Origin of the sequence: Chitinophaga japonensis (assembly GCF_007830125.1) — a bacterium.
GTDB lineage: Bacteria > Bacteroidota > Bacteroidia > Chitinophagales > Chitinophagaceae > Chitinophaga > Chitinophaga japonensis.
Genome location: NZ_VLLG01000002.1, coordinates 1 through 23025 on the forward strand (window position 1 = coordinate 1; position 23025 = coordinate 23025).

Consider the following 23025-nt stretch of genomic DNA (forward strand, 5'->3'; position numbering starts at 1 on the left):
CCAAAGGTGTGTATGTATAGGTAGTCATCTGCGCTTCGGATGGACGCAGCCTGACATCATCAAACCATACCTTACCACTTCCGTTGTTATCAAGCCGGACACTCATTGAAACAACATCTGCTGGTACCGTATACTCCTTTTCAACATATACCCACTTACCTGTTTGAGAAGTAGCAATATTATCAATATAAGAATAGGCGCCTGTTTCTCCACTTCTCTTCATAACAAAGGCAATTGCTGCACCAGGGCCATTGCTATATATCCAACCGGAATATTTGAACTTAGTGGATGCGGTTAAGCTAACAGTCTTCCATCCAGTATTTACACGACTTTGCGCATTTTCAATCAGACCCGCATAGCGCCCTGTATGGGCCTGTGCACCGTCCCTGCTAACCCCAGCCCAGGTGCCCGCGTCCTCAAAGCCATCATACAACACCATGTTTACGGGAGCACCCACCGTTTGTGACACAGGGTAAGTTTCATCTGCATTCCAGGTGTAACTGGAAGTAACCCCTTTCTGCTCTGTTACCTGCAGCATATTACCGTACTTACCATATGCCTGGTAATGAATCGCACTTGGAGTAAGATTGCCACTTCCCCCTGAATACCAGAAACTATCTGTTTCGGGGGCGATCAAATCAGTATTCATACTCCATTGATCCTTAAAGGAAGTATGTTGATAACTCATAAGGTTATTATTTACATAATTTCCTTTCCAATAAGGTTGCCGGATCATATTGCGGGTGACCATTTTATTTAATATGGCAACCTCCGCATCAGAGATTGCATGGTCTCCCGGATGAAGCATTACATTGGATATTGTCCTGCCTTTGCTATCCAGGCGGTTTATTCTAGTAGGGTAACCATGTGAATTATAAGCATAGTTCACTGTATCCACGAGTTTATTGCCGTTTTCATCGTACTCCTCCACTTTTGTGCCGCTCAGGCGATATCCCCCGCTTCTGACAGTGTAATTCATATAACCAAAGTCGGTTGGGTGCTCTGCCGTGCAATGGGCGATAGTTAAATATTCAACTGCCATTGACATTTTTACTGCATTCTCACTTCTGACATTAGGCAACAAACTATAATTATTGGTTACTTGTTTCAATAGTCTAAAGGATTGATCACTTACATTATACTTATAGATATGTTCCGTTCGTAGCATCACATCATACAACGTATTATCAATAATCTCCTTTCCTCCCATTCCATTAGGTTGCGGAATAACCACATAATCATTAGGTGTAAGATATTGATAAATTGTTTTACCATTTGGCACTCCATTTCCATACTCATACCTGGTTACAAATGGATATATAACATTAGCGCCCTGAAAACTAACGGTGGAGTATAATTGCTGCCCAAAATAAACAATCTTTTCACCACCTACAACAGCACATCCCGAAGCAGCATCCTCTATCCTTCTGGTCCTCCACTCTGCAAAATTATAATCGATCATATCGTCAGGGGAATAAGACATATATCCGATACCACCTTCATCTGCCCCATATTTATACACTTCTCTCTTCTGAAGAGAATTGTCACTATCATAACTTGAAACTGTTTGAACTCTAATACCTCCACCTGACTTTATCATATTACTGGAATCATTCTTAGTGCTTGTCACGGTCATTTCCAGGTAAGTTGTAGATAAATCGTTGACAGCCACATATACCTGGTAAGTATGTGCGGTATTACATAAATGAGTATAAGTAACAGTATGCGAGTCGTCATACTCCATGCCAAAATCAGTTGAGCTCCAGGTAGCAATCGTGGTTCCTGTAGTTAGATCCCTAAGCTGTACTTGCTGGGCAACATTGATAGCATTGGGAGAAAATGGTGAAAAATTCATGGTAAGAGTGGCAGAATGAGTAGTAGCTCCCGGATTAGGAGATATCACCTGGAAATCAGCTGTTTTAGTCACTGTAGAATTCCTCCCGGTTCCATACAGCTTAAAATAGGCCAATGTGGTATTTACTACTTCCGGATGTATCGTTCTGTACTTATTGGGCTCAAACTGCAGTGTTGTATATCCTCCGGTTGGGTAAGTAATCTTATTGAGTATCCCTGCCATTATAAAATTATCATCGGGCGCTCTGTTAGCGGTTCCAACGTTGCCCCACCTTTTTAAGATTTCCTGAACAGGTAGCTTATTAGGCATTAAACTGGTATTATATTTAGCCCCATTATAAAAACCCCAATAGTCTGCTGCATAGGAAAAAACACGTGGCAAAGGGGTATTATTATATTCAAACCGATAGGTTTCCGGTTGTCCACCACTAATATCCTCTTTAGTGAACGACAACAATTTTAGCCGGTAGTCAACAGAATTTGCCGGCGTATTTCCACTATAGAAATAATCGTAGGCAAATGAAACCTTCCTCACCCTCTCATAATCGCTGGCATTCTTGCTATAAATCACAATACTATCCAAAGCAGGACCGCCATAATCAGTTCGCATAGTGTTAGCATAAAAAACAACCTTCCCCTGCCTGAAGACAATCTCCTTTAGCTTACTTGTATTATGGTAATAATAAGTAATATTAGAAGTAATATCATTCATGTTAAACTGAGGATAACCATTTTCCCGATGATAAGTCCGGTAAAAATTCGTAACCACTTCCGTACTTTGATCTCCGCCGCTGCTGAAATAATCGTAATTCAGATAAACAGTATCCGCGTTATCATTTGAAATAATCCTGGTAAGATTCCATTCCTGTAAATGCGACTGCAAACCAGCATTATCTTCATCTTGCGCGACATTCTTCTTATTCTCGAAGTAATACCGGGTACCATCATCATCGGTGATCTCATAGGTATTATTAGTCGTGGAATTGGAAGATACAACACGGTTAATAACAACAGGATCATAAGGAATAGTTACGAATGAACGGGTATTCCGCGAGAAAATAAATCTGCCGGATTTGCCAGGAAAATTATAATTAAAAAAATCAGGCTCCGGATCGGGACGACCATCATTCCAGTTACGCATCTCGTCGTAAGTCGCCGTCCCCCACGAGATATCATCCAGCGAAGCGGTATGATTAAACCATCCATAGTTTTGATCCTCATCTATACTCCCTCTAACCGTCCGTGAAATTGTCCCACCGGGTACAAGAGACCAACCTAACCCCACCCAGGTTGCTCGTTGGTTTACTTTAATACCGGAAGCATGATAACTCAATGTTATCGGCAATTTGATTTTACCAGTGTTGATTTCATACAACTGGTAACTGATCTCGGGGACACCAGTCAAGGGGCTGACCGGCATATTCGTGTATTTAAATAACTCTGCAGCTTCCGGCTCTAGTGGAGCTATTGGTTTGAGTTGAGCAAACAAACTTTGGACAGTAATGCAACAACATACCAAAAAAGCAAGTCTCCTTTTCATAATACTTTATTAAATATTTTGCTTAATTGTTTTTATTACTTTTCAATTTTTCTATCTCTTCCTGTAGTGCTTCAATTTTAGTTTGTTGCCGCATCATATACAACATCATCTCCTCCACCTGCTTCAACAACCGCTTATTCATCTCTCCTACATCCACTCCTTCCTTCTCCACTTCTTCCGCGGCAGGCATTCCCGGCAAATGCTTATGCTCCTGCACATAGCTTGTTACTGCTGCCAAAGACGGCAGCTGGTAATCCTCCTCAAACACATAATCCGGCCAGTTCCCCTGCAGCTTCACCTTCACCTTTTCCGCGATCAAACTCCCCGCTACTGCCAGTTTATACCCCTTGGTATCTGTAACCCCTATCCCTACACTCCCATTCGCCTTCACCGCCACCAGGTTTTGGGTATAATTGTTCACCATCAGCACATTATTATTTACCAGCGCGGTCCCATTTTTACTTCTGCCATCTATTATAACCGCGCCGCCATAAGACTCATCGTTCGGCGGCACAATATCATCGGCTTCGCCAACCAGCGATACACCAAAGGGCCTGCCAGGGGCCTTACTACGTCCTCTTAAAACAGGAATAAAATGCCCGGTAACGGTGGTTGAGTTTTCTATACTTAAATAAGCATCCGTATGCACAATATCAGATTGTGTAAATTTCGCCAATGTCGTTCCCTGCGGAGCAGTAACATGCAACCTAGCTGCAGCGCCAGGAATCCCTATCCCCACATTTCCCTGTATGGTCACCGGATCATAGTTGGTAAAGGGCGTCACATTGCTAACGTTATCATCATACACAAGCTTAAGGGAGTCATTCTGGGCATATCCCGTAAAGGAGAAAGCATTAAGGCTGGAGTTGTTGTTAATAGAAACCGCCAGGTACTTCTCGCCATTATAAATAAGCGTCACCAGCGAAGCCGGTTCATTATAAGTGATAATACTTCCACGGTCAGTGTTATAAGCGCTGGCGGTATTTACTTCTACCGTCCACTTGCGGTTCCAGCAGCAGGCACCCCCCCTGATGGCTGATATCTTTCCCATTACGTAATGATCAGCCATTAAAGCGTCCGCATATGCTTTATGCAGCAATAAGTAATTGACCCCCTGCGTTTCTTCTGTCTGCCCGGATATTGCCTTGTTAGTATAGTACTGCCGGGTGCCCTGGGCTGATACGGTAGTAGTAGCAAACTGAATTAAAAAAACAAATGGAAGAAATCGGTATACTTTTTTCATAGTTAAAAGGATTGGTATAATTGTACTGTCCGCTTAATATTGAATTGCAGAAATTATTGAACGCTAGCTTTTAATTGTGACACCTCTGTCTTAAGGGTTTCAATCATTTCCTGCTGGGTTTCGATTTTCTTGTTTTGATCTATAAGGTACAGGGTCAATTCCTCGATTTTTTGAAGCAGTTTTTTATCCATTTCTCCCAGGTCCAGCCCTTCGCTGACCACCTCTTGTTCCGTCGGCACATCTGGTAAATGTTTATTCACATGGATAAAGGTTTCCAGTTCAGCTAAGGAAGGCAGATTATACGCCGGCTCAAACACGAAATCTGCCCAGCCGGTTTGAGTCACCTTTACCTTTTGTGCACCGATAGTACCTTTAACAGCAAGCTTGTAAGAACCGGGATTGGAAGTTCCGACCCCCACATTTCCTCCTCCTCCGGCCATAAGAATATTCCCGGGAGATGTTACATTGAGGTACAAATTTTTATTAGTTCCACTGGGATTAGTTTCTAATGCAAGATAACCTTCACTGCTACCCCTGATCTTCCCGCCGCTTGTGCTGCCAAAGTAAGTCCAGTGGTTGTAGGCATTGCCCAACACGGCAGCAGCCAGTTCCCCATTTGGCAAAGTGTTGACATTGGTTACATGAAGGCCCGCCTGTGGAGCGCTGGTTCCAATGCTTACCTTCCCGGAAAATTGGTTTTGATAAGGCACCAACAGCTTTGCGGTAGCAGTAGCCAATAAAGCCTCATCTGCGGTAGTCCAACCCTGGTAATTAGTAGCTGTTTCCGCGGACCTATCCCTACCAAAGGCCCTTAAGCTGAACCTGAGATAATAATCTTTGCTATCAATAAAAATCACTACTTTCCCTCCTTCATTAGCCAGGTAAATAGGTGGCGTGTAAGTGCCATATGAAGACACCCTGGCATTTATAAAGGCGCCGTTATATATGTAGTAGGTCAGTAACAGCCCTACGGGACTTGAGCCAACATAATTATAGCCCTCAAAGATCAATGTTGGCATCTGGCTGCCGTCAGTAAACGGCAAATTCGTTTTGATCTTTACCCCATTGGTAGCAGTGCCGTTAAAGGCATAGGTCAGGACATCATAGTTCTGGGCATAGCTCCTGGATGCGGCTATGCCGATCAGCAAAAGGAAGAGTAACTTTTTATACATAATTAATGTGTGATGTTTTTAAACTTTTATTTCAGGCAACATTCGGTTAACACTACGTAATCTATCTGCATACTACTGACGGGTTAAAAATTATAGCCCAATCTCAACTTTATAGGGTCCGTCCTGGGCACATGCTGGTTATGTAAAAAATCATACAGCAGGATAATATTCCCTTTCAGCTTGCTGCTTATCTTGTACTTCTTGCTGATCCCGATCAGGGCGCTCCCCTGCCAGTTGTCGAAATTCCGCAACTGCTCCTCGTTCAGCAACTGGCTGTTGTAGTTCTGTTCAAAACCGCCGTTGATGTAAAAAGTGCCTTTCAGCTTCCAGTCCAGGAAAGAGCGCAGCCCTACCCCCTGGTGGGAAAATCGGATGTTGTTAAAACCGGTGCCCATGCCCAGCTTATATGCGGCGCCGATGCCCGCGCTGCCATTCTTGTGGAATTGGTAGGCTACCTGCCCGGCAATGTCGCTGGTGGTCGGGAAATATTGGGAAGAACGTTGGAACTGCAGGTTGCCGCCAAACTCCAGCCGCTGCAAAAAGCTTTTGCTCTTCATCTCGTTGGGTTTGAAGTCCGGCATATCAGCGGCATTATCTACATTGGGGAATTTGTCCTTCAGTTCATTGAAGCGCTCCCGCGCCTGCGAGAGCTGCTGGCTCACCGCTGCCTGCGCATTGGGGCCGCCGCTACCCAGCCGTTGCTGGATCAGCTGCTCCACCTGGGCACGGGTCTGCAAGCCTTCCAGGTTCTGAGCCGTATTGCCGGCGGCGGACAAGTTGAACAAACTGGCCAGTTGGGAGTGCTTTTGTAAAAAGCTGTTATAGGCCGACACCTGTTTTAACAGCTCCATGGCCCTGGCTTCCGCCTTCTTCTTATCTTTCAGCAATTCCTTGTATTCGCGCAGTTGCTGCCCGTAATAATAAGCTTCCTTGTTGATCTTTTGCAGGTCCTTGCTAAAACCAGTGTACTGGGCTAACTGCTCCTTCAACTGTTGTTTCCGCTCCCGGATATAGGCCTTGATCTGCTCTGCCTGTTGAAGCTTGGATTGGAGCGCCTGCACGTGCTGCAAGGAACCATTCAACTTGTCTTGCAGGGCTTTGGATTGTTCGCCCAGTTTTTTGGCATCCTTGAGAAAAGAAAGGGAATTTTGCAGCGTGTCCAGGTAGCCGGAATAGCTGCCAGCAGAGGCCTGCAGGCCGGCTGTTTTTTGATGGAGCTTGCTTTTTAAATTACCTAGAGAATCAATAGAGCGGGTAAAGATGTTCTTGGCCGCTACAGAGTCGATCTTTGCCAGCCTGGCCTGCATTTTCCTTTCCTGGCGGGCCAGTTTGTTCAGGGCTTTCTCCGAGCGCCTGCTCACCTGCTTTTCAAATCGGTTGGACTTGCTATTGATCTGGGCAAAATATTTACCAGGGAATTGCTGTAAATGAGAAAGGGTACTGTCCTGGGCACAAACAGTATTCAAACAACCAAGGCACAGGATCACATAACAAAAAAATCTCATAGAGATGGGGTAAATCTTTCGAGCAGTAAAAATACATTTTCTTTCGAGTTCCCCTAAAAAATTTTCGTTGTATACCCATCCCTGGCTCCTTTTTGTTGCAAGGCTGCTACAAGGCTAAAAGACGGGACACCATACTTATTATCCCCATTCAAATTGCTACTTAGTAGCATAACACAGTAATAATTATAATGCCTGTAACACTTCTGTTCCATTGAAAGGCAGTGCTACGAATTATTAACTGGTAATTATATCACGGAATACCTGACCGCCCCCCTTTCCGGGCATTTTATTACATTTAATCCATGAACCGTAAGCATTTCCTGTCTGCGCTACTGGGCGCCGGCCTGGGCATCCCCGCACTGGGCCGCGGGTCCCGGGCAGCAGCAAGATCCGTCGCGGAATCCTACCCTTTCATACCGCCCTATCTCAAACCCGGCGATACCATCGGCATTACCAGCCCGGCAGGCTACATTACCACGGAGGAGATACAAGCGGCGGTGCGCATAATGGAAAGCTGGGGCTTTAAGATACACGCCGGGCAAACCATCGGCCAACGGGACTACACGTTTGGCGGCACCGATGAGGAGCGCCGGCAGGACCTGCAGTCGCTCCTGGACAATGATAACATCCGGGCCATCATGTGTGCGCGCGGCGGCTACGGCTGCGCCAGGATTGTGGACCGGCTGGACTTTTCCCGATTCCGCCAGCGCCCGAAATGGATCATCGGTTTCAGTGATATCACGGTGCTGCATACACACATTAACCGTCACTTTGGTATTGCCACCCTGCACTCCAAGATGTGCAACAGTTTCCCGGACGACTTTGCTACCGCCGACCCGGAGGTGCAGAACACCATCCTCTCCATACAGCAGGCGCTTACAGGCAAGCGGATGCAATACAGCGCCCCGCCGGATACCCGCAACCGCATGGGCATAGCGGAAGGCATTCTCATTGGCGGCAACCTCTCCATGATACAAAGCGTAGCGGCCACCAACTCGGAGATAGACACCGTCGGGAAAATACTTTTCCTGGAAGATGCGGGGGAATACCTGTACAGCCTGGACCGCATGCTGGGCAACCTGTTCCGCTCCCGCAAGCTGAACGACCTGGCAGGGCTGATCATCGGGGGCTTTAACCGCATCAAGCCCGATGATCCTGGCGAGGAATTTGGCCGCACGGTGTATGATATGATCATGGAGCGGATACAACACCTGTCCTACCCTGTTTGCTTCGAATTTCCCGTAGGGCACCAGCGGAATAATTATGCGCTGAAATGCGGGGTGATGCACCGGCTGGCGGTGGAAGATAAGGGTGCCCTTCTAACGGAAATGAGATAATGCACAGGCCTGGGGGCCGACAGCCGGAAGGCGCTACCTATACTTTTGCTGCTTTAAAACATTAACAGCAGGGAAACCGTCTGTACTATTATACCTTGGCAGGTTAAAGGAGATAGATTTCCAGCCGCTTAACGTCATGCTTATATAGTGCACCCGGTTAATTACTACATCCTGCCATTTGCCAAAATCCGGCAGAAATGACTGCAGATGAATAAACTCTCTCAGGTATTCGTTATGAATATGCAGATCTTCCAGGCATGCCTCTTCAAGTGAAAGATTCCGGTTATGCTGAATGGCCTTTACCACATTATAATAAATGCCGTCCGTAGCTTCGTCCTTTATTACGGACTGCACTTCATTAAAGCATACCATCATCCGGATAGCCAGGGACATGAGCCGCTGCATTACAGGGTGGTCATGTATTTCATCCGGCAACGGCTGCCTGGTTTCCATATCTGCCAGCTCCAGGAAGGGGCGAAGACATAGCGAGTTTTCCCGGATAGCCAGGCACTCCTCCACGCCCGGGAAAGTCTTCCTGGCCTTGTAGCTCATTTCCTGCTCCAGCCCTGTAAAATAACTGCTGAGGGCAGCAACAAAACGCTGCAGGGAACCCGGGGTAAGGAATGCTGACAATTCCATCCTTAAAGCAGCCAATAGCTGGCCAAGCGGCAACCTGGACTCCCCTGCGGTCATCTCTCCTTTCAATATGGCAATGGTGCGTGTGTGCACCTGGCGTATCTCCTCGGGGAGCGCTTCTTCGTATATATCGTCATTGTAGAGTGTCCAAAGCATCAGCCGGCAAACAGGCTGCAACCGTTCATAGCTTGCGGTAGGAAACCATTGCGAGGCAATGTGCGCTGTTTGAGTTCTTTTATACTTCAACCTTGTAGCTTCATCATCCTGGTATAGCCAACGGTATTCCTTGTCTATCCACTCGTGTTCGGTTAGCTCCTGGAGGGCCTCGGCAAAGGGATTTTTCAGGGTTGGGAATGGATACCGGAACCTGGAAAGCATTTGTGCGTTCATAAGTTGTTGAAATATTTAGTGGATAATAATAGGGGATTCCTTCCGGGATTATTCTTCAGGGCTTACTTAACACATCAAAAATAATAACGAACAAAGCAGCACGATCGCAGTAGAAAAACATCTTTGCATTTCAAACGCTGCGATCAGGCTTCCTGTCGCTGGTCATACCTTTGAAAGGTATCTTCCGGGCTATTCCTCTAATAACAAAACCCTAAACATTCAACACTATGAACACGCCGTTAAATGTGCCCAAGCCAGTATATCCCTGGCCAGTCTTTCAAAGCCCCTTCGTTGGAGCCTTCAACGAAGAGGAATGTAACTGGTATGACGAGGACTATCAATTTCTATCGCCAGAGGCGCGCGCAAGGTATAAAGAGAACCGGTTAGCCGATGTAGGCGCTTTTATGGTACCCACCGTTACCGACCGGGACAAAGTCCGTGCCGTAGCACGTTTCGTAATTTATATGACGGTAACTGACGATTATGTAGAGCTTTTACCGCTAAAGGAGATAGCCGCCTTCAGGGACCGGGTCTTCGAGGTAATGATGGGAGACGAGCCCCGGCCGGAGGAAAAAGGGATACTTCGTCAAATGCAAACCAATAGAAAGGAGTGGATTGCCTTCGGGATGCCCGATTCCTGGATTAAACGGATAGCTATGAACTATAAATACCGGTTTCTTAATGACGGGACCATGGAAGAATCGCCGTACAAGATCAGCAAGGACGTTCCCCCACTTCCCCTTTTCCATTTGATCCGCGCCAATTCCATAGGCATGATCCCATTTATTGACCAGATATGTACCTTAACCGGTTTTGCTTTACCTGATTATATTTATAAGCATACCGTTATCCAGCGCATAGTAATGCTGCAGGCTATAATTGTTGCTCTTCAGAACGATTTTGCAACGATCAGGAAAGAGCTATCAATAGAATCAGAGACTTTCAACATCATTACATTATTACAACATCACAATAAAATATCTTTTGATGAAGCCTGTACGGCGGGCATGCGAATGCATGACGAATTTGTAGAAGAATTTGTAACATTGGCAGACCACCTGCCGGATTTCAGCCCGTACCAGAAAGAAACGGAGGAATTTATTTTCTATATAAAACAAATGATCAGCGGTCTAAATTCCTGGTATTATAACAGTGGATCGAAACGGTACCAGGTTGGAGGATTTCCCGTTCCGCCTAATGGGAAAGGCGAGACCACTCATGAAATAGCAGTTAAACATTTTTAGGTTGATGGGTACCAGAACAGGGCCTCGTTAATACACGGGCCCTGTTATAAATTTATTTACAGCAATTAATAAGTTAAACCTTCATTATTACTTGTTCCAGGCATTATTATAGGCAGGAAACACAACGCCCGCCATCGCTCCTGTTCCGCCCAGGGAGTTGACCTGGACGGCCGCCTCAATATTATTGCCAAAGAGCACATGAATGGTATAACAACCTCTTCCCTTGGGGTCCGGCGCCTTATTGGGAGCATATTTATCTTCATGATACCCCCCGTGAGAGTAGGCCGGTCCTCCTTTCAGGTTCCGGACAGCACTCCATCCGTATAAATTGTCATTCATTTTTTTCTTCCAGGTATTATTCAAAATATCTTCGGTGTATTTCAGGTGCGCCAGTATATTGTTTTGCTCTTCGGAAGATAACCTCCAGCCTGCGCTGCCGGCAAACTGCGTCATATCCCCTTTGTTCCATCCCGGGTCCTGGGTTTTAAAATTGTAGTTCATGGTCGGGTTGGTTTCTCCATCCGGCTTTGGATAAGTGTACGGGATGCCACAGGGCGCAAACACCTTTTGATTTACCTGTTCAATGTAATAATTGTTGATAGCCGTTATCAGCAGTGATTCACTTACCGCAGAAGGGTCTTTGAGGTATTTCTCCTCCAGCGCTTTCAGCTCTGCTCCATGGCTCAGGTAGGCAATTGCTATACGTAAGAAGGCGTAATTGATATTCCGATAATTGTAGTTCCCATGCAGGAAAATACCGCCGCCTTCTACCCGCTGCTTCAGGCTGTAATAATCAAGTTCACCCTCAAGCATGCCTGTTTTATGCTGCATCAGCATATCAAAGTTGATGTCATTAAAGCTCCAGGCCGGGCTTTCCCAGAACGAAGGCAGGTAATCGATCAGCAGGGCCTTTTCATTCATGTTCTTGTCCTGCAGTAAGCGCATCAGCGTCAGCGCGGTGATCGTTTTACTACAACTGGCCAGGTCCTGTCTCTTATTCCAGGAATGCGGAACGGCCAGTCCGTGCCGGCTATCCCATGCGGCCACCGCTGCGCCGCCTGCTCCTTTCCTTACCTGCCGGCCATTTTGTGAAATGCTGTAGCTATAGCCCACAGCCTTGCCCTCAAGCGAGTCTATAATACCCTGTTCAAATTTGTCCAGGCTGAATGCCGAGGGTGGATACTGGATAATGTCAATGTCCTTTTTACAGGAGAACAGGCATCCTGCAAGCAGCAGCAGAGCAAATGGTAAAAAAAATCTTTGTTGCATTGTCATTTTAAGTTTTAGATGGTGTAAAGGGTTTACTGCGTGCAAAGATGCTGCTGCCAGGTGTAGGGCAACAGGGCGGGTTAACGAATGGTATCTCCGGCTTAACGGATCGGCCGGGGGAGATTACGGGGGGAATTATTAATTCTTACTTACTTTCACAGTATGACCGCAGGATGGAAAGTGATCACCGACTGGCTGGCTGCCAGGGAACTGCAGCCTTTTGCCTTCCAGGAGCAGGCATGGGAAGCCTACCGGCAGGGCAGGTCGGGGCTGGTGAATGCCCCTACCGGCTACGGCAAAACCTTTGCCCTGTTCCTGGGCGTGGTGATAGACTGGATTGACCGTCACCCGGAAACGTACCGCGATAAAACGAAGAATGGCCTGCAACTGCTGTGGGTCACCCCGCTGCGGGCGCTGGCCAAGGACATTGGCCGCGCCATGGAAGAGGTATTGCAGGAGCTGGACCTGCCCTGGCAGGTGGGCATCCGCAGCGGCGATACGCCTACGGCCGTACGGCAGCAGCAGAAAAAGCAGATGCCGGAAGTGCTGATCATTACCCCGGAAAGCATGCACGTGCTGATGGCGCAGAAAGAATATGCCCGCCTCTTCACCTCCCTGCACACCGTAGTGGCGGATGAGTGGCACGAGCTGCTGGGCAGCAAGCGCGGCGTGATGGTGGAGCTGGCCCTGAGCCGCCTCAAAGGGCTGGCCCGAAAAGCCGGCCGCCCTCCACTGAAAGTATGGGGCATCTCCGCCACCATCGGCAACCTGGACGAAGCGCTGGACGTGCTGCTGGGCCAACCCGATCCCCGGGCCGTGATCATACGCGCGCAACTGAAAAAGAAGATCGCGCTGGAAAGCGTGCTGCCGGACGAGATAGAAAAATATCCCTGGGCCGGGCACCTGGGCCTGCGCATGCTGCCCAAGGCGCTGCCCGTAATACTGGAAAGCCGCACCACGCTGATCTTTACCAATACCCGCTCCCAGTCTGAAATATGGTACCAGGAAATACTGCGCCAGTGCCCGGACCTGGCCGGCGCCATCGCCCTGCACCATGGCTCCATTGACGCGGAGCTGCGCGCCTGGGTAGAAGAGAACCTGCACAGCGGCGTGCTGAAGGCGGTAGTGTGCACGGCCAGCCTGGACCTGGGCGTGGACTTCCGCCCCGTGGATACCGTGATACAGGTAGGCAGCCCCAAAGGCGTGGCCCGCTTCCTGCAAAGAGCGGGGCGCAGCGGGCACCAGCCCGGCGCAGTGAGCCGCATCTATTTCCTGCCCACCCATTCCCTGGAGCTGGTGGAAGCGGCGGCCCTCAAAGCCGCCATGGCGGAAGAAACGATAGAAAGCCGCCTGCCTGTGCTGCTGGCCTATGATGTGCTGCTGCAATACCTGATGACGCTGGGCGTATCCGACGGCTTTGATGCGGACGAGATATGGGAGGAAGTGACGGGCACTTTCTGCTACAGCCATCTCACTACGGACGACTGGCAATGGATACTCTCCTTCCTCACCACCGGCGGGGAAGCGCTGCAGAGCTACGACGAGTTCCGCAAGCTGGAGCGGGAGGGCAATTTTTATAGCTGCCGCAGCCGCATGATCGCCATGCGCCACCGCCTGCACATCGGCGTGATCGTGAGCGACGCCATGCTGAAAGTAAAGTTCATGTCCGGCGGCTATATCGGCATGATAGAGGAATGGTTCATTGCCCGCCTGCAGCCGGGCGATACCTTCAGCATCAGCGGGTACATCCTGGAGTTTGTGATGATCAAGGACATGACGGTGCTGGTGCGCAAATCCAAAGCCAAACGGGCCATTGTTCCCAGTTGGGGCGGCGGGCGCATGCCCCTCTCCGCCAACCTGGGCCGGATACTGCGCCGCACTTTTAACGAAGCGCTTTCCGGCGCCTCACAGGAGCCGGAGCTGCGCATATTGCAACCACTGTTCGACCTGCAGGAACAGCTCTCCCACATACCGGGCGACAAGGAGCTGCTGGTAGAAAAGATACAAACGGAAGACGGCTACCACCTTTTCGTATATCCCTTTGAGGGAAGGCTGGTGCATGAAGTAATGGCGGCCCTGCTGGCCTTCCGCATCAGCCGTACACAGCCTATCACCTTTTCCATTGCCATGAACGATTACGGTTTCGAGCTGCTCAGTGACCAGCCCATACCCGTGGATGCGGATAACGTAAACGAACTGTTCTCCCCGGAAAACCTGGGCACGGAACTGCCTATGAGCGTGAACGCTACGGAAATGGCGCGACGCAAGTTCCGCGACATTGCGGTGATTGCCGGCCTGGTGTTCCAGGGCTATCCCGGCAAGCACAAGACCAGCCGTCACCTGCAATCATCCGCTTCCTTACTGTTCAACGTGTTCAAGGATTATGATGCACACAACCTGCTGCTACGGCAGGCCTTCAATGAAGCCTTCTTTTACCAGATGGAAGAGGCCCGCCTGCGCGAAGCCCTGGAGCGCATTTACCACAGCCGCATCGTGATCACGGAGCCGGCGCGGCTCACCCCCTTCTGCTTCCCCATCAAGGTAGACAGCCTGCGGGAACAGCTCACCAGCGAAAAGCTGGAAGACCGCATCAAAAAAATGCTGAAACAGGTTTGAAATGTGAAAGGGAAAAGGGAAAAGGGAAAAGGGAAAAAGGAGAAGGGAAGCGAGCCTGTTCCTTATTTCGCGGCTTTGTCCTTTTTCCCTTTTCCCTTCTCCCTTTCATGCCTGATATAACACTATGACTTATCTATCACCATGAACACTACAGACATAGGCGGCAGCGCCACCCTGATACCCTGCTGCGCAGCAGCGGCATACGCTTTCAGGCTGGCGTAGTTGTCCGGGCCGCCGGCGATGCCTGCAGGGCCGTTACCGTTCACCAGCACTTTCCGGGAAAAGCCGCTGCCGTCGCCGCCGGTCAGCACATACCAGTAAAAGCGGCTGCCGGGGCGGAAGTTCTTAAAGTCCAGTTGCACGTTCCTGGCCATCGCGCCATGGTTCACCAGCGTCAGTGATACTTCCCCGGAGCTGAAAGTGGAGGCATAGGCATTGATGGTGGCCGTACTGTCGGACACGGTGGCATTTATATAACGGTCGCCCAGCATTTTAGCAAAGAAGTACAGGTAGTAAAAAGCCGGCCGGGGCGTCCACCTGGTCTCACCGGAAGCCGCTTCCCCCTGGCTGAAAAGACCGTGGTCATTCCCGTTGTCCCAGGCATTGGCCAGGTCCCAGCGGCTGGCCATCCCGAACTTATTTTTCATCAGTTCACCCAGCACCATTACGGCATGCATGCCGGCCACCTGCGATACCATTTGCTTTGAGCCTACGGCAAAGATGTTCCACTCCGTAAGCGCTATGGGCTTCATGTCCACGCCGGCCGCAGTGACAGAAGCTTTTACATGATCCTGCATGGCTTTGGTAACCGCGGCGGCAGAGGCCAGTATTTCCGGGGGGTTGGAATTGGTGTTGAAAGGCGTGTAGTAGCTGTGCACAATAAAGAAATCCGCCGCGTTGCCGGCCTGCTGCAGCACGCCGCTGTTCCAGGTTTTGTCCGTGGCAGTGGCCCAATAAGCCGGCTCATGCTCCAGCAATTGCGCGCCGATGTGAATGGTGCTGCCGATAGCAGCGGCGGCCGCGCGCATGGAGTCCGCAAATACTTTAAAATGCCGCCCGTACAGATCACCCGTCACTATTTCCGGCTGGCCGTCCTTGTTCTGCGAAGGATCAATGCGGTAGCCGGCCTGCCAGGTGCCGTTGCTCTCATTGCCGATTTCCCAGTAGCGGGTACGTCCCTTGTCATGCCGCACCCAATCCGCCGCCAGGTGCGCGGCGGCGGCCACAGGGTCAGCGCCTGTGCCGTAGCGGGCGTAGCCGTAATTGATGGTGATCATGCCCTCATTGCCGGTTTGCTGCAGCATACTGTAGTAGTTGTCCAGCGAGAGGGTCCAGTCCGCCGTATTGCCGCCGTACCAGTAGCCGGCATCAGTGCTGTTACCGTTGGCGTCCGGTAGCTGGCCGGGCGCATCGGCAGGATGATTGCCAGGTGCGGCATTCCAGAAAAAGACGCTGCTCAGGTTGCCGCCGGGGAAGCGGATAATGCCGGGGTGCAGGTTGGTAATATGGTTCAGCAGTACAGGCGCCGTTACCATCTGGCTCATGTACAGGTTGCTGTTGTTGCCAAACAGCGCAGGCGATATTTTAGTAACGATGGAGGAAGCATCTACGGTAACGGTATCGTCGGCCGCGGCAGGCGCCGCCATCTCCGTAAAGTCAGGCGGGGTAAAATTCCTGGCCGCCCATCCATCCATAAAAAAACCGATGCTGGCCGCTACCGGCGGATCGCTGGGCGTTACTACCGTTCCCGTAGTGTCATTCCCGTTAGTGCTCTCTGAATACGTGTCTGACTTCTTTTTACTGCAGGCTGTTGCAATGGCCAGCGCCATGCATGGCAGCCAGATACCGGTTAATTTTTTCATTCGTTAGTGTTTATTTGCTCCTTTGCCGGTGTATATATTATGCCCGCAAAAAGACTTCTGCGGGCATAACATATTCTAAGACAACCAAAGTTATTTTATCTTAATAATGCGAAAATTGTCAAACGCCGCATTGTACACATCCACGGGATCATCCTCTGTAATAAAACGATAGGTGAATGCCACCACGCCACCAGCTTTCAGCAGGTCGCCCATTACGGCGGCATTGGCGCCGGTGCCTTCGATCCCGCTGTCGGCAGTCCTGAACTCGGACAGCGGCACAGTTACGGTCTGCCATTTATCTTCCGTGTCAAACACCTGCCCCGCTGCATTGGTAAAGGGCATAAAGCGGTACGCATAATTATCCCCGAAACGCAGCACGCAGATACCTGCTGTCCAGGGCTCCTTGGTATTGATCTCGAACTTCAGCGCATAATTGGAGGCCTGTTTGGTCATGATATCGGCGGTGAACATAGGTACGTCCGAGAAATTGCCGGAGCGGTTGCCTTCCCACCAGGCGCCGTTATTAGCGCCTACGCCGCCGAAAATATTCTGCAGGTAAGCGCCCCGTGTGCCGGGAAACAGCGTAGCGTCCGAGGTCCTTACAGCGCCCCACCAGCCCCAGTTGAACACCGGCAGTTCCCCGCTTTCTCCATTGTCGGTAAGATTGCTGATCACATCGCCGCTCTGGTGATCGTTCAGCGGCCCGTCGGACATGGCGTTGCCGTATTTGGCCTGTATTACCAGCCGGCCGGTGTCATCGCCCAGGTCGGGCATGAGCAGCCCTATGCGGGTGCCGCCCTCATTGGACGCAAAGTCCGTTACTTCCCGGCCGCCGGGGAAAACGATCCGGTCTATCAGCCACAGGCTGCTGCCGTAAATGATCAGGGAATCGCCGGGCAGCGCGTTCTCATTGGAGATGGAGGCAATAGCGGGTGGCGGTATGGTAATGGTAAAAGTGTAGGAAGTTTCTCCATGCGTGGTCACCATGCGGATGGTGTTGGGCACCTGCGGGTCCGTAGCCTCTGTAGGCGCATCGTCCGGGATGGTCACGATCACATGGGTACTGGTATTGTAGGTAGGATTGAAATAAGCGTCCAGCCCGTTAAAGGCGATGCTGGTCACGCCGCCCAGGTTTTGCCCGGTAATGAGCAGCAGCGTTCCGGGCAGGGCTTCGGTAAACGTGCTGTCTGTGCTGGCCGGGTCCAGCAGGCTCACGCCGGTGATCACCGGCGGAGCGGAGATATCGTCCTTCTTGCAGCATACCAGCAGCAGGCAGGCAATGACGGCAATTAAAATATGTCTGGTCATAACGTTCTCTTTTTTGAGTTAGAATTCATAAGGCACGGGCGGTTTGCGCAGGTTAGGCGCTGCCGTTAGTTCCGCTGCGGGAATAGGCAGGTGGAAATTGCTTTCCGTTACCGGGTAAAATGCCGGCTCGTCCGAGGTAATGGTCCAGGAAGTGGCATTGTTCTCTGCATTCGGCACAATACGGTAGGTGCCCCGGTCCTGGTTGCTCAGTATGGACAGCGCTTTGGCCGGGTCGTAGTAGTGCAGGCGCACCATATCGTACCAGGCCTGCCCTTCCATAGCCAGCTCCAGCCGCCTTTCCTTGTAGATATCGTCCCAGGTGATCATGGTCTTCGCATCCAGCCCGGCGCGGGTGCGCACAGCATTGAAGTATTTCAGCGCTTCGGCATCGGAGGTGGAGGCATTGTTGCCCAGCAGCGCCTCCGCGTACACGAGGTACACATCGGCCAGGCGCAGCATGTAAGTATTGATCTCAGTATGCTGCTGCGTTACCTTGCCATCGTTATCCTCCGGCCGGCCTACTACATACTTTTTCACCCAGGCGCGGGTGTTATACCGTTCCGTACCTACCCAGTTCCAGGGCACCTGCAACTCCTGTATGATCTTTTTGCCGGGATTGTTGGGATCATCCACTGCCTGGTGAATGTAGGAGTAATGATCGCCGGGGTACATGAAGGTGCCTTTGCGGCGCTTGTCATTGGCGGAGTACATTTTCAGTATGTCATAAGACCCACCCAGGTCGCCGCCCCAGCCGTCGCCGAAGCCGGTGATCTCCGAGCCATAGGCCAGGAAGGCCTGCACGCTGTTCTGCGTACCCCAGTCGCCGTCGTATTTCCACTGCAGGGCAAACAGGCTTTCGGAATTGTTGTTATTCTTCATGAGGAACAGGTCCTCGTAATTGCTCATGAGGGTAGCGCCGCTGTTCATGATCACATCGCGGGCAAACCAGGCGGCGCTGTCCAGGTCCGCCTGCTTGCGGGTGCCGCTAACGCCTACGCCTGCACGGGTAAGGTACATCTTGGCGAGCATGCCCTCTGCGGACCATTTGGTGATGCGCCCTTTCAGCAAAGGCGTGGCCGGCAGGTTTTCCGCTGCAAAGCGGAGGTCGCGGATAATGAACTCCCATACGGATTCCACCGTGTTGCGGGTAATGGAAGTATCTGTCAGCAGCACGTTATTATCCGTGATAATGGGCACCGCCCCCCAGTTCTGCACCAGGTAGGAATATGCTACGCCGCGCATAAAGCGGCCTTCTGCAATGCCAGCCTGCTTTACATTCTCCGGCACGGAGGGCGCGGTATATTTTGTGAGGTTGCCGATGACCATGTTGGACTGCGCCACCACGTTAAAGAAAGCGGTCCAGGAGCTGTACACTTCCGGTGTTACGTCGGTGGTCTGCATGCGGATATTCTCCACCTGGTAGGAGCCGGACATCAGTATGCCGCTCCGGCCGTCACCTATGCCATGCGAGGCTTTGTCATTATAGGCAAACCATACAATATTGTACAGCGGTGCAGTACCGGCCAGCACCTGCTCGGTGGACTGGTAAAAGTTGGCGTCCACGATCGCATCTTCCGGCGGCCGGTTCAGGAAGTCCTTGCTGCAGCCGGCCAGGGTGCCACAAAGCGCCAGGACGGCAAGATATATCTTGTTATAGGTGTTCATAAATTTTGGTTTTTAGCTCAGAAATCAACTGCTATGCTGGCGGTGTACAGCCTTGTTAAAGGATAACGGCCGGCATCCACGCCAATGAACTGGTTGTTCAACTGCACTTCTTTTCCCAGGTAGGCGCCTACTTCCGGGTCATATCCCTTGTATTTGGTGAAGGTGGCCAGGTTCTGCACCCCGGCGGTGAGCCGGATGCCTTTTACTACCGACTGCTGCCGGAGCAGGTTATGCGGAATGTTGTAGCCCAGTTGCACGTTCTTGATACGGATATAGGAGCCGTCCTCCACGAAAAGATTGGTAAAGCGGTTACCATTGCCGTTTACATCCGTGGCCACTATCCGGGGCACCGTGGTGCCGGGATTGGCCAGCATGGCATTACCGCTGCCGTCGGTGGTAATGCGGGCATAATTGTAGGTTTCCTGCAGCATATTGCGGCCCAGGTTCACATTACCGGGATTGGTGTTCTCAAAACGCAGGTAGTTGAAGATATCATTGCCCTGCGCGCCGGTGACCAGTATGCTCAGGTCAAAGCCCTTGTAGGAAAAGCTATTGGTCAGGCCAAAAGTCAGCTTGGGCCAGGGGTTGCCGATAAAGGTCTGGTCCCGCGAGTCGATGATGCCATCGCCGTTCAGGTCCTTGTACTTGATATCGCCTACCCATACGCCGCCGTTCTCCGACACGGGCAGGCGGGTACCGTCTGACTGTGCCGGTATGGCGCTTTTATTGATCTCATCCACAGACTGGAATACCCCCTCTGCTACATAGCCGTAAAACTGCCAGGGCGCTCCACCCACTACGGAACGGGAAGTAAAGTTATTCATGAACCAGGCGGACCTGGACAGGAAGGCGGCATCGGAATAGAACTTGGTGATCTTTGTTCTGAAAGAGGAGATATTGAAATTGGTCCTCCAGGTGAAGCCGCTTTTGTTATCAATGTTCACCGTGTTCAGTGTAAAGCCGAAACCCTTGTTCTGCAGGGAACCGATGTTCACCACCGGCGGGTTAATACCACCTTCTCCCTGGGTGCCCATGTAGGCCGGCAAGGGGTTCGGCATCAGGAGGTTGTCGGTTTTCTTGATATAGAAATCGCCTTCCAACTGCACGCGGTCACTGAACATGCTCAGGTTAAATCCGATATTCTTTGTTTCGGTAGATTCCCATTTCAGGCCGGCATTGCCATACTGCCCGGTGCGGAAGCCCGCCCCCCAGGGTGTGGTCACAGAGTTGAGCGCTGCATACTGGGCGCCGCCACTGCCGTTGTTGCCGGTGGTGCCGTATTCCGCGCGCAGCTTCAGGTCGTTGATAAAACCTACGCCCTGCATAAAAGGCTCCTGCGATACCCGCCAGGCGGCGGATACAGAGGGGAAATACCCCCATTTGTTCTCCGGCCCGAAGTTGGAGGAACCGTCTGCCCTGCCCGCCAGTTGCAGGATGTATTTATTATTATAGGTATAGTTGATACGGCCCAGGTAAGATTCCAGCGCGCCGGAGCCTTTGGTGCTGCCGGTGGTCTGCCCCTGCGCATCGCCCAGGTTCAGGGAAGGAATGTCGTTGCTGGCAAAGCCCACGCGCTGCGCGCTAATGCTCTGGTAATTCCAGGCCTGCGCTTCATGGCTCACCATTACGCCTATACTGTGCTTGCCTATTTCGGTATTGTATTGCAGCAGCTCGTTCAGGTTCCAGTAAAAATTCTTGTCGTTGCGGATGGCCAAACTGGCCTTTTCATTGGATACATAGCCCAGCCGGTAGGTGGGGGTGAACTTGCTGCCGTCGCCATACTCAAAATTCCCGTTGAAGCTGGTGCGGAAGGTCAGCCCTTTTATAATGTTCACTTCTGCGCTGGCGCCACCCAGGCCGCCGGTCCTTTTAAAATTGTTGCTGACCAGGTTGGCGATGGCCACCGGGTTTAAAGGCGCAAACCGGGCATTGCTGCCATACTCGTTTTCCGTAGCGCCGCCCCAACTGCCGTCCGGGTTCTTCACCGGGACATTGGGCGCCAGGTTAATGGCATTCCGGATCACGTCCTCGCTGGTAGAGGCCAGCTTTTCCCTAGTCTGGTAAAAGTTCAGCGAGGCGCTCAGCTTCAGCCAGTCGAAAGCCTGGTTATCCAGGTTCAGCCGGAAAGAGTAGCGGTTGAAATCAGAACCTACTGCCACCCCCTCCTGGCTGAAGTACTCGCCGGACATATAGTAAGTAGTATTGGCAGCGCCGCCGCTCACGGTTACCTGGTGCTTCTGCAAAGGCGATGTTTTGAACAGGGAGCGCTGCCAGTTGGTGCCCTCGCCCAGCACGGCAGGGTTCTGGAACTCCGGGGTGGGCGTGCGGTCCAGCAGTGCGGCGATCTCGTTGTTCATTTCCGCGAACTGCCGCAGGCTCATGGTCTCCAGCGCGTCCGGGCGGTCCTGCAGGGAGTACAGGTAGTTATACGTGAGCTTGATCTTCCCGGCCTTTCCGCGTTTGGTGGTGATCAGCACCACCCCGTTGGTAGCGCGGGAACCGTATACCGCCGTGGCGGAAGGCCCCTGCAGAATTTCAATGGACTCAATGTCGGCAGGGTTGATGCCGGCCAGCGGGTTGGTGGAGCTGGTGGCTCTGTACTCAACGGTAGCTGGTTGTATCTGCACTCCGTCAATCACATACAAAGGCTCGTTGGTGCCACTCAGGGTGTTGACCCCGCGGATGTTGACGGAGATACCGCCGCCGGGCTGCCCGGAATTCTGGGTCACGTACACGCCGGCTGCCCTGCCCTGTATGGCCTGGTCAATGGTGGTGTTCACCGTGCGGTTTACGTCCGCCGCGCTGATGGACACCTGCGCGCTGCTCTGGTCCGTTTTTTTCATGCGGCCATAGCCTACTACCACGGTTTCATTCAGCAAATGGTAGTCGTCTTCCAGGCTGATGTTCATGGTAGCGGAGGCGCCCGCCTTCAGCTCCCTGGGCGCAAAGCCCAGGGAAGAGACCCGGATCGTCTGCCCCGGTTCCACCTGGAGGGTAAACCGGCCCTGGTCGTCCGTGGCCGTGGCCTGCTTTGTCCCTTTAACAATAACGGCAGCTCCCGGGATGGGCCTGCCCGATTCCTGTGCGGTAACGGTACCGGAAATTTTTCGTCCCCCGCCCCCCGCGGAAGGATCCTGTGCCTTTACTGGCATAGCGGATACCCAGACAGCAATCAATACCCATAGCAACAGGTATGATCTTCCTGTAATACTGGTTTTGTTCATAGCGTGGATCATTAAGATTTAATAAAAATGAGCGTTCACTTGTAGACTTTGGTTGAATTCATAACGTCCGGGTAAAAGTATTCCTACCGGTTGAAAACCAGGGTATAGTGATGTTTATTATCCGGGATAAAATGTTGCGCCGGGGGTATGAAATGTTACT

At 51.2% G+C, this 23025-nt stretch carries 13 protein-coding genes; 3 read left to right on the forward strand and 10 right to left on the reverse strand.

Translation table 11 applies throughout. From position 1 onward, the window contains the following. From LX66_RS00010 to LX66_RS00025, 4 genes are all read right to left on the reverse strand, one after another. A partial coding sequence (locus LX66_RS00010) for a carbohydrate binding domain-containing protein (protein ID WP_145709837.1) occupies positions 1-3394 on the reverse strand: 3394 nt, incomplete at its 3' end. A gap of 22 nt (positions 3395-3416) precedes the next feature. After that, entirely contained in the window at positions 3417-4637 is a 1221-nt protein-coding gene (locus tag LX66_RS00015; RefSeq protein ID WP_145709838.1) for a hypothetical protein, read from the reverse strand. A gap of 53 nt (positions 4638-4690) precedes the next feature. Then, entirely contained in the window at positions 4691-5809 is a 1119-nt protein-coding gene (locus LX66_RS00020) for a hypothetical protein (protein ID WP_145709839.1), read from the reverse strand. Between the two features lie 83 nt (positions 5810-5892). After that, on the reverse strand, positions 5893-7314 hold the full coding sequence (locus tag LX66_RS00025) for a hypothetical protein (protein WP_145709840.1): 1422 nt from the start codon (positions 7312-7314) through the stop codon (positions 5893-5895). Positions 7315-7616: 302 nt separating this feature from the next. On the opposite strand from LX66_RS00025, the gene LX66_RS00030 reads away from it, so the two are divergent. Further along, positions 7617-8651 (forward strand): S66 peptidase family protein, encoded by a 1035-nt coding sequence (locus LX66_RS00030; RefSeq protein WP_145709841.1) that lies wholly within the window; start codon positions 7617-7619, stop codon positions 8649-8651. Positions 8652-8684: 33 nt separating this feature from the next. Here the strand turns inward: LX66_RS00030 and LX66_RS00035 are convergent, their stop codons facing one another. After that, the gene (locus LX66_RS00035) at positions 8685-9677 is read right to left on the reverse strand and encodes a terpene synthase family protein (protein ID WP_145709842.1); all 993 of its coding nucleotides are present in this window, start codon (positions 9675-9677) and stop codon (positions 8685-8687) included. 227 nt (positions 9678-9904) lie between these two features. Between LX66_RS00035 and LX66_RS00040 the strand changes: the two genes are divergently transcribed. Then, positions 9905-10921, forward strand: a complete 1017-nt coding sequence (locus LX66_RS00040) for a terpene synthase family protein (RefSeq protein WP_145709843.1) — start codon at positions 9905-9907, stop codon at positions 10919-10921. An 87-nt stretch (positions 10922-11008) separates the two neighbouring features. On the opposite strand, the gene LX66_RS00045 is transcribed toward LX66_RS00040, so the two are convergent. After that, positions 11009-12190 (reverse strand): serine hydrolase, encoded by a 1182-nt coding sequence (locus LX66_RS00045; protein ID WP_158642494.1) that lies wholly within the window; start codon positions 12188-12190, stop codon positions 11009-11011. Positions 12191-12352: 162 nt separating this feature from the next. Here LX66_RS00045 and LX66_RS00050 point away from each other — a divergent pair, with 162 nt between their 5' ends. Further along, positions 12353-14806, forward strand: coding sequence for a ligase-associated DNA damage response DEXH box helicase (locus LX66_RS00050; RefSeq protein WP_145709845.1), 2454 nt, complete (start codon positions 12353-12355; stop codon positions 14804-14806). Between the two features lie 122 nt (positions 14807-14928). On the opposite strand, the gene LX66_RS00055 is transcribed toward LX66_RS00050, so the two are convergent. The 4 genes from LX66_RS00055 to LX66_RS00070 all read right to left on the reverse strand — a co-directional run bounded on the left by LX66_RS00055 (position 14929) and on the right by LX66_RS00070 (position 22865). After that, positions 14929-16668, reverse strand: a complete 1740-nt coding sequence (locus LX66_RS00055) for an alpha-L-arabinofuranosidase (protein ID WP_145709846.1) — start codon at positions 16666-16668, stop codon at positions 14929-14931. Between the two features lie 90 nt (positions 16669-16758). Further along, complete coding sequence (locus LX66_RS00060) at positions 16759-17976, reverse strand: glycan-binding surface protein (RefSeq protein WP_145709847.1); 1218 nt, start codon at positions 17974-17976, stop codon at positions 16759-16761. Between the two features lie 18 nt (positions 17977-17994). Beyond that, the gene (locus tag LX66_RS00065; protein ID WP_145709848.1) at positions 17995-19641 is read right to left on the reverse strand and encodes a RagB/SusD family nutrient uptake outer membrane protein; all 1647 of its coding nucleotides are present in this window, start codon (positions 19639-19641) and stop codon (positions 17995-17997) included. 17 nt (positions 19642-19658) lie between these two features. Beyond that, positions 19659-22865: a SusC/RagA family TonB-linked outer membrane protein gene (locus LX66_RS00070; RefSeq protein ID WP_145709849.1), complete on the reverse strand. Its 3207-nt coding sequence runs from the start codon at positions 22863-22865 to the stop codon at positions 19659-19661. Between the last annotated feature and the right edge of the window lie 160 nt (positions 22866-23025).

Coding starts and splice junctions, on each gene's coding strand:
- LX66_RS00060 (WP_145709847.1), bottom strand. CDS start 17,976: ATGACCAGACATATTTTAATTGCCGTCATTGCCTGCCTGCTGCTGGTA.
- LX66_RS00020 (WP_145709839.1), bottom strand. CDS start 5,809: ATGTATAAAAAGTTACTCTTCCTTTTGCTGATCGGCATAGCCGCATCC.
- LX66_RS00030 (WP_145709841.1), top strand. CDS start 7,617: ATGAACCGTAAGCATTTCCTGTCTGCGCTACTGGGCGCCGGCCTGGGC.
- LX66_RS00050 (WP_145709845.1), top strand. CDS start 12,353: ATGACCGCAGGATGGAAAGTGATCACCGACTGGCTGGCTGCCAGGGAA.
- LX66_RS00025 (WP_145709840.1), bottom strand. CDS start 7,314: ATGAGATTTTTTTGTTATGTGATCCTGTGCCTTGGTTGTTTGAATACT.
- LX66_RS00065 (WP_145709848.1), bottom strand. CDS start 19,641: ATGAACACCTATAACAAGATATATCTTGCCGTCCTGGCGCTTTGTGGC.
- LX66_RS00015 (WP_145709838.1), bottom strand. CDS start 4,637: ATGAAAAAAGTATACCGATTTCTTCCATTTGTTTTTTTAATTCAGTTT.
- LX66_RS00035 (WP_145709842.1), bottom strand. CDS start 9,677: ATGAACGCACAAATGCTTTCCAGGTTCCGGTATCCATTCCCAACCCTG.
- LX66_RS00055 (WP_145709846.1), bottom strand. CDS start 16,668: ATGAAAAAATTAACCGGTATCTGGCTGCCATGCATGGCGCTGGCCATT.
- LX66_RS00070 (WP_145709849.1), bottom strand. CDS start 22,865: ATGAACAAAACCAGTATTACAGGAAGATCATACCTGTTGCTATGGGTA.
- LX66_RS00045 (WP_158642494.1), bottom strand. CDS start 12,190: ATGCAACAAAGATTTTTTTTACCATTTGCTCTGCTGCTGCTTGCAGGA.
- LX66_RS00040 (WP_145709843.1), top strand. CDS start 9,905: ATGAACACGCCGTTAAATGTGCCCAAGCCAGTATATCCCTGGCCAGTC.